The organism is Halobellus captivus, assembly GCF_007655485.1.
In the GTDB taxonomy this organism is placed as follows: Archaea; Halobacteriota; Halobacteria; order Halobacteriales; family Haloferacaceae; genus Haloquadratum; species Haloquadratum captivum.
The window spans coordinates 66,611-66,973 of the sequence record NZ_VJXQ01000009.1; the positions used below are offsets into that span (position 1 = coordinate 66,611).

Sequence of the window (363 nt, forward strand, 5' to 3'; positions counted from 1 at the left end):
GTCCACCGACTGTGTCGTGAATGACTCCGTTTGGTCGAGGACGGCGGACGCGGCGTGTCCATGGACGTCATCGTACGAGGCAATCTCTCGGAGTTCATCGATGACCGCCGTTGGGACGACGACCTCGTACCGGGAGAGACAGAGTGCGAGTGGATCAGGATCGTCGTCAGTAACGATCCCGAGACTCACGAGGGCGGAGGCGTCTGCGATAAGCCGCGACATCTAAGCGTCGGCGACCTCGTCGACGAAGTCCTCGTCCAACTGCTGTTTCAACACTCGGAGGTTTGCCGCCTCCTCGGCGCCGACGAGCGCTTTGAGTTGATCGAAGGTAATCTCATCGTCGTAATAGGCGGCGGCGATCTC

Annotated in this window: 1 pseudogene; it reads right to left on the bottom strand. The window is 60.1% G+C overall.

Annotated features, from left to right (window positions below):
• Positions 1-222, bottom strand: a pseudogene (locus FJT57_RS15915) (hypothetical protein); the annotation flags it as partial.
• Between the last annotated feature and the right edge of the window lie 141 nt (positions 223-363).